The sequence below is a fragment of the Vibrio sp. Vb1574 genome (assembly GCF_033338675.1).
In genome coordinates, this window is record NZ_JAWOTC010000215.1 from 1 (window position 1) to 1,381 (window position 1,381).

At 44.2% G+C, this 1,381-nt stretch carries 1 protein-coding gene and 1 pseudogene; one reads left to right on the forward strand and one right to left on the reverse strand.

Annotated features, from left to right (window positions below; all coding sequences use genetic code 11):
• Positions 1–199: pseudogene (locus R7O12_RS24930) on the reverse strand (hydrolase); the annotation flags it as partial.
• 574 nt (positions 200–773) lie between these two features.
• Between R7O12_RS24930 and R7O12_RS24935 the strand changes: the two are divergent.
• A partial coding sequence (locus R7O12_RS24935; RefSeq protein WP_318126733.1) for an iron-containing alcohol dehydrogenase occupies positions 774–1,381 on the forward strand: 608 nt, incomplete at its 3' end.

A 1,381-nucleotide genomic window follows, 5' to 3' on the forward strand; every position in this document is an offset into this window, starting at 1 on the left:
CTGCAAAGTAACAAAACTCTGCTTTCTTTAAATCCCAATTTAAGGCTAGAGCACATTGGTAGGCGATGTATGCGACGCGGTGACTGTGGTGAGTGTCATCGACACCTACATAGTCGAGTGCACGGGCGACCCAGATGAGCGCTTGTTTTAGATCGACTTCAAAACCCGCAATAGCATCGGGAGAGGAAGAATGCTTCATTATTTATACCGACATGTTTTTAAGCCCACGCAAACCGACATCATGGCCTGATATTTAGAGAAAGGGCGCGACAGCGAAAAGAACCCTTAAAGGTGGGCTATTTGGACGTAATTTTAATTATGGCGTAGATAATAATCCTAGTTGCATAAGAATATCACTCGAAGCTCACTGTTTAACGTCAGTTCTTTGAGCTGAGTATTGGTTTTAAAAGATTCTTGTTGCTTTGGTTGACTTCTTTGAAAACGACAATAAATCATGATGCAACGTATTCTTATTTCTACTTTTGACTAAAACATCAGCAAACAAAGGGGGAGAGACGACTTTAGGGTTTTCGGCCTCAAAGTGACGTTGCACGTTTTGCTGCCACTCTCAATGTAAATCGTAAAGACGGTGCAGATGGAATACCTATTGTGGTGGTCACTGTAGGAAAGAAAACATCCCCATTTTGTTTCTTAATTAGCTCAATGAGTTAATTAAGAAAAGGTAAACGACTCGATTGCGAATTTGTGAAGCAGCAAAGAAGAGTTGCCTGAAAATCTACTAGACTAAATGCTCCAACTCAAAAGGAATTTGTATGTTGAAACATTGTTTGTATCGCAGTTACACCAAAGGGCTAAAAATTGCAGCGCATGTGCTGCCACTTCCACGGCCGACGTTGTTTTCTGGTTCGGGAGCCGTATCTGAGTTGTTGGAGGCGATATCTGATCTAGGCTTTCGACGTTTGTTGCTAGTGACCGATGAGGGATTAGTTCGAATAGGTATGGTAGGTAAAGTCTTGGAGCAAACGCAGGGGTTGGGTTTACAGGTGAGCGTGTTTTCTGAAGTAAAACCAGACCCAACTTACGATCAAGTGGAAGATGGATTACGTGCTTACAACGCCTCTCAGTCGGAAGCCATTTTGGCGTTAGGTGGCGGATCTGCCATTGACTGTGCAAAAGTGATTGCTGCAAGAGTAAGTAACAAGCGCTCAATCAAAAAGCTCTCAGGACTTTTCAAAGTATGGCGAACCCCAGCGCCTCTGTTTGTTATTCCAACCACTTCTGGCACTGGTTCTGAAGTGACGATCGCGGCAGTGGTTTCAGACCCAGACACACATTTAAAAACGCCCTTGATGGACCCGAAACTGGTGCCGATTATGGCCGCGCTCGATCCCGACTTGCTTATCGGTTTGCCAGCCAAAAT